Source organism: Kitasatospora sp. MBT66 (assembly GCF_000710405.2).
Classification (GTDB): Bacteria; Actinomycetota; Actinomycetes; order Streptomycetales; family Streptomycetaceae; genus Kitasatospora; species Kitasatospora purpeofusca.
The window spans coordinates 1014745-1020175 of record NZ_JAIY01000010.1; the positions used below are offsets into that span (position 1 = coordinate 1014745).

General features: G+C 73.2%; 5 protein-coding genes and 1 pseudogene. All 6 read right to left on the reverse strand.

Translation table 11 applies throughout. The features are described from left to right. Window positions 1–17: 17 nt before the first annotated feature. Entirely contained in the window at window positions 18–2201 is a 2184-nt protein-coding gene (locus BI06_RS29070) for a hypothetical protein (RefSeq protein ID WP_043472542.1), read from the reverse strand. A 99-nt stretch (window positions 2202–2300) separates the two neighbouring features. After that, a complete protein-coding gene (locus tag BI06_RS29075) occupies window positions 2301–2693 on the reverse strand; it encodes a hypothetical protein (RefSeq protein WP_030396986.1) in 393 nt (130 codons plus the stop codon). 5 nt (window positions 2694–2698) lie between these two features. Further along, a complete protein-coding gene (locus tag BI06_RS29080; protein ID WP_043472544.1) occupies window positions 2699–3007 on the reverse strand; it encodes a hypothetical protein in 309 nt (102 codons plus the stop codon). A 45-nt stretch (window positions 3008–3052) separates the two neighbouring features. Continuing rightward, window positions 3053–3403: a hypothetical protein gene (locus BI06_RS29085; RefSeq protein ID WP_043472547.1), complete on the reverse strand. Its 351-nt coding sequence runs from the start codon at window positions 3401–3403 to the stop codon at window positions 3053–3055. 131 nt (window positions 3404–3534) lie between these two features. After that, entirely contained in the window at window positions 3535–4995 is a 1461-nt protein-coding gene (eccB, locus tag BI06_RS51260) for a type VII secretion protein EccB (RefSeq protein WP_043472550.1), read from the reverse strand. 76 nt (window positions 4996–5071) lie between these two features. Further along, window positions 5072–5431 (reverse strand): annotated as a pseudogene (locus tag BI06_RS51265) (type VII secretion integral membrane protein EccD); the annotation flags it as partial.

Here is a 5431-nt window from a genome sequence, read left to right on the forward strand (position 1 = left end):
CGGCGTGCTCGGCGCCCTCAGCGTCCGATGACGCCGCTCACGGCGCCGGAGTCGGTGCCCCAGACCTCTTCGTCCTCCGCCAGCCAGGTGGTGCGGCGGCGGTCCTTCTCGTTGCCGGGACCGCCCGCGCCGCCGCCCATGCCACCGCCCGGCGGCATCATCGGCATCCCGCCGGAGGAGGTCGCGGTCCGCTGGCCGGTCAGGGCGGCCTGTTCCTGGGCCGCGGCGCGGGCCGCCCGCTCGGCCGCGACGCGCTCCGCGTTGGCCTGGTCGACCGCGGCCTTGGTGACGGACGGGTCGCCGCCGGCGGCCAGCGCCCGGCTGCTGAGGCCGCCGCCCATGCCGCTGATCATCGGGCCGCCGCCGAGGCCGAGCGAGCTCCCGCCACCCGAGCCGCCGGAGCCGAGGCCCATCGTGTTGTAGGAGAAGCCGCCGGAGCCGAACATGTTGGGCGACAGCAGGTTGTCGCCGCCGCTGTCGTCGCCCGCCGCGGAATAGCGGTCGGCGAGCAGCTGCCGGTACTGCGAGACGGTCTCGCCCTTGCCGTCGCGCAGGACGCCGTCCGGGCCGATGGTGTAGCCCGGGCCGGCCACCATCGGATTGCCGGCCGAGTCCAGGACGGGGTTGCCGTTCTCGTCGACGATCCGCCCGTCCTTGGTGATGACGGAGGTCGGGGGGACCACCACCGGCCGGCTCGAGCCGGAGGAGCCGGGGAGCAGGTAGTCGGGCAGCGGTCCGGTGTTGAGGTCGGGGAACGGATTGGTGATGAGGCTGGGGCCGGTGCCGGAGTTGCTGCCGGAGTTGCCCGAGCCGCCGTTGCCGAGGTTGAGGTTCGGCAGATTGCCGCTGCCTCCGCCGAGGTTCAGGTTCGGGTTGTTGCCGCCGCTGTTGCCCCCGATGTCACCGAGGTTGAGGTTCGGCTTGTTGCTGCCGCCACCGCCGAGGTCCCCGGAGCCACCGGTGCCACCGCCGCCACCGCCGGCGCCCTTGATGTCCTTGATGTCGGGCCCGCCGCCGAGGTCCTTGGTGTCGGGCCCCCCGCCGAGGTTCTTGGTGTCCGGACCGCCGCCGATGTCCTTGATGTCGGGGGCGCCGTCCTTCGTCGGGTCCTTGGTCGGATCGTCCGGCGAGGGGGTCTTCGCGTCGGGCATCATCAGCGGGAACGGCTTCAGCGGCACGGCGGCGTTGCCGGCGTTGCCGTACGCCGTGCCGATCGCGCTCAGCGCGGCGTCGGCGGCCGCGTCGAGGACCTTCACGACATTGGCGACCCAGATCTCCCGGGCCTTCTTGTCGACCTGCTTCCAGAACTCGACCGTCGTGGGGTCGCCGAACGGCGCCCCGGTCACGGTCACCTTCAGGTCGGTGAGCAGGTCCTGCCTGCCGTACTGGTCGTACGCGCCGTTGGCCGGGTCCTCCCGGCTGTGCCAGGTCGGGGTCCGGTCGGCCGCCTTCTCGATCTTCAGCGTCGCGCCCTTGAGCCCCTCCATGAGCGCGGCGGTGACCGTGTTCGTCGGCCAGGCCTGGGCCGTCTTCCACCAGGCCTGGAAACCCGCCCACAGCGCCGCGATCTGCGTGTCGAGGATGCCCTTGATCGGTGTCAGGAAGGAGCCCACGTCGGCCAGCCGGATCATCCGGTTGTCCGCGTCGATCTCGTTGCGGAACGCCAGCAGCAGGGCCCGCAGGGCGTTCGCCGAGCTGCCCTGCCAATCGCCGTCCTCCTCCCCGATGCCCTTCACCCAGTCCGTCCCGATCTTGGTGATCCAGCCGTCGAGGAAGTACGTGAAGTCCCGGAGGTTGTTCGCCGCCTTGGTGAAGCCGGCCGGGTCGAGCCGGTCGTTCGCCTTCGTCGTGCCGTCGATGAAGCGCTCCAGCGGCGCCCTGCTGGCCGTCCAGGCCGCGAACTTGGCGCCGGCGCCGTCGATGTTCGCGTAGTTCACGTTGGTGCCGACGACGAAGCTGGCGTGCTTCTCGGTGGTGGTGATACCCACGGTGTAGGTGAAGTACCAGGCCACCCAGCTGTCGAGGGCGACATCGGGATAGCCGGCTTCCTTGGCGCCCTGCCAGCCGTAGTGGACCACCAGCTTGCGGACGTCGGTGTTGACCCACGGCTTCTCGTCGTCGCGCACCGACTCACGGGTGGCCGGCTTCGCGTCCGCCGACGACCCGATGAAGGTCAGCGCGTCCTCCCAGATGTGCCCCATGGCATCCCCTCTCGCGGCCGAGCCCGACCGGACGTGTCGCGGGGCCGGCCCGTGCCCGGGCCGGCTCCGCCGTGGTGGCGGGGGGGTCCCCCGCCGGATCTACTTACCGGGGTTCAGGGTCCGCCCGGCCAGCTTCATGAACTGCGCGTAGTCCAGGGACTCGTCCAGCGCGTTGTTCAGCCAGCGGTCGGCGAGTTGGAGGTCGATGACCAGGGTCCCGAACTGGTCGACGACGGCCTGCAGCAGCTTGGCGACCGAGTCGTCGTACGCCTTCAGCGTGGTGGCCAGCGTGCCCGGCGCGGTGAAGTTCCCCGAGTTGTTGCCGGTCAGGAACGGCGTGCTGCCGTCGGCGTAGGCCCTGAGCTCCCGCACCGGCTGCGACACCTTGACGTCGTCGAGGAACTTCTTGATGGCCGTCTCGGAGAAGTTCTTCAGGAAGTTGTCGGTGACCTTGACGGTGCCGCCGTCACCCTTGTCCTCCTCGTCCGCCATGCCGGTCAGCCCTGGACGTGGTCGAAGTGCGTGCTGGCCCGCATGTCCGCGTCCCTGATGGCGGTGCGGATCTCGGTGAGCGCGTTGTGGGCGTTGACGATCTTGCCGCCCATCGCCAGGTCCGCGTTCTGGAGCGTGGTCGCCAGGGTGCCGGCGGCCACCGAGAAGTCACCGACCAGCTCGACGTTGATCTTGCTGTTGAGGTAGTTCTTGAGCTCCTCCATCTGACGGTGCATGGTCGCTGCATGCGCCTCCAGATCGTTGATCGCGGTGTCGACACCGGCGTAGTGGAGTGACATGTGGCCGTCGGTCATGATGGTTCCCTTCGGGTCGAAACGGTCGGTGCGGAGGTCAGCCGGTCACTTGGGGTTCAGGACGCCCTCGATGTAGCCGGCCCGGCCCGGGTCGCCGCCCAGGCTGTTGTTCGCGAGCGTCTGGGTGTGGTCGCCGGTCGCGGCGAAGATCTGGCTGGTGTCGCCGAACTTGCCGTGGAAGGCGTCGTAGTCCCGGCTGACGGCCGCGTACTGCGTCAGCCAGTCGTTGATGTTGTTCTGGAAGGTCGTGCTGGCCGCGCCCTCGAAGCTGTCCCGGATGGCCGAGTTGATGTCCTCGATGTACATGGCGGTCTGCTTCATCGCCGCGTACTTCGACTCGACCTGGGTCCTGATGTCCTGCAGGACCTGCTGACTGACCGTCGTCTGCTGAGCCACGTGCGTCCCTCCTCCGGTGCCGCCGGCCGCTCCCGACCGGCGGGATTCGCCGCGGGCCGGTCGGACCGGCCCGTCAGGGTGAACGGGAGCACCCGGCCCGGCGGTTCAACACCGGCGGCCGACGCCTCGGCTCAGCGCGTGCAGCGCCCCTCGCCGCCCACCGCGGGCTGGACGATGCCGCCCGCGAGCGGCCCCGGGTCGAGGCTGGGACCGGTGGGCAGCAGGGACAGCACCCGCCCCGGCACCGCCGTCGGCGCGGCCTTCGCGTAACCGAGCCGCTCGGCCACCGCCGGCGAGGCCAGCGGGTACTTCACGCCGGTGTCCGTGACCAGGTACAGGGTGCCGCCGAAGCCCGCCCCGGACACCGCCCGGACCAGGGCGCCGCCGCCGGGGCGCACCGCGATCCGGTCCGCCGGGGTGCAGCTGGGCAGCACCCCGGGCTGGAGCACCGGCGGCAGGCCGAGCACCGGCGAGGCGTCCAACACGGCCACGTCGAGGTCCCCACCGTCGGCGGCCGGCCGCAGCGCCGCGCACAGGGCCTGCTCGGCCCGGGGCGGCAGCAGCGCCGGGGGGCGGCCCGGCAGGCCCTCGGGGGCGAAGGCCGCCGCGGCGGAGGCGGGCGCGGTGTGCGCGACGAGGTCGGCCGCCCCGGCCGGGGCGGGTGCCACCTGGCCGTTGCCGTACGCCTCCTGCTGGGTCCGGGGTTCGCCCTGCAGCAGGGCGAACTGGGTGGCGGTGACGGCCACCAGGCCCTGTTCGGCCAGCACGTAGCGCTCCTCGCCGGTACCGGTGAACAGCTGCCCGACCTTGGTGGGACGGCCGGAGAGCACCGGGCCGTCCTTGCCCCGGCCCGGCACCTCCGGGGCCCGCAGCTCCGGACCGGCCGGGAACGCGGCCAGGAAGGAGGCGGTGACCGGGACGGGCACGGCGGCGGACCAGCCGAGCGCCCGGGCGGCGCCGCCCGCGGCGTCCACCGCGAACCGGCGGCCGTGCCAGAGCAGGTGCACGGCGCCGTCCGGACCGGTGACCAGGACGCCCTGCTCACCGGCCGGGCGGCCGGTCTGCCGGGTGCCGATCGCGACCGAGAGCTGCGGGGCGGCCTTGGCCGCCGCCGTCCCGGCGGTCGCGGTGCGCATCGTGCAGAGCAGCCAGTCGGCGCCGGCCGCGGCGGCCGGTGCGGGCAGGCCGTCCGGCGCGCCGACGATGCCGACCGGCGTGCCGCGCGGGGCGCCGTCCAGCGAACGGGCCGACACCTGGTCGACCTTCAGCTGGTCACCGGCGAGCAGCCGCGCGCTGGCCTCGTTGAGCACCGGGTGGAGCAGGCCGCCCGCGAAGACGTATCGGGCGCCGGACTCCTTGACCACCACCAGGGTGCCGGGCTGCTTCCAGCCGGTCGCGCCACCGGGTTTGATCAGGCCGTAGACGCCGGCCCCGGCACCGATCAGCAGCGCGACGGCCAGCCCGATCGCGGCGCCCCGGTTGGTCCGGCCCACGGGGGTGTCGGGGGCGTCCGGCTCGGCGCGCAGGACGCCGGCGGCGACCCGGCTCATCACGAACAGGTGGGCCTGCACCTGGTCCCGTCGGGACTGCATGCGGTGGTCCTCCTCGGTGCGGCGGCTGTGGCGTACGGGCGGGTGGTCGGCGGCGGGCGGGTGCGGCGTGGGCGGGTCAGCCCGCCAGGCCGCGCATCGCCCCGTAGAAGCCGAACACCTGGAGCGCCAGCGGCAGCAGCGCGAGCGCCGCGAGCGAGTGCAGCAGGTCACCGGCCCGGCCCCAGTAGGGCAGCAGCCGGCGGCCCGGCACCGTCCACGCCGTCGCGCAGAGGCCGGTCGCGACGAGCAGCAGCACGACGAACACGACCAGCCGCGCGCCCGGCGCCGCGTCCCAGCCCGTGCGGGCGGCCAGCAGCCCGAGGCCCAGCGCGCCCGGCAGCAGCAGGGCGAGCCGCTGGCGCAGCCCGCCGATGTCGCGGGCGTGCAGCAGGAGCAGCACCGCCAGGTCCGCCGCCATCGCCGTCGGGCCCCAGCC

Bases quoted from the DNA above. Each gene is read 5' to 3' on its own strand.
- BI06_RS29070 (WP_043472542.1), bottom strand. From the start codon at position 2,201: ATGGGGCACATCTGGGAGGACGCGCTGACCTTCATCGGGTCGTCGGCG.
- BI06_RS29075 (WP_030396986.1), bottom strand. From the start codon at position 2,693: ATGGCGGACGAGGAGGACAAGGGTGACGGCGGCACCGTCAAGGTCACC.
- BI06_RS29080 (WP_043472544.1), bottom strand. From the start codon at position 3,007: ATGACCGACGGCCACATGTCACTCCACTACGCCGGTGTCGACACCGCG.
- eccB (WP_043472550.1), bottom strand. From the start codon at position 4,995: ATGCAGTCCCGACGGGACCAGGTGCAGGCCCACCTGTTCGTGATGAGC.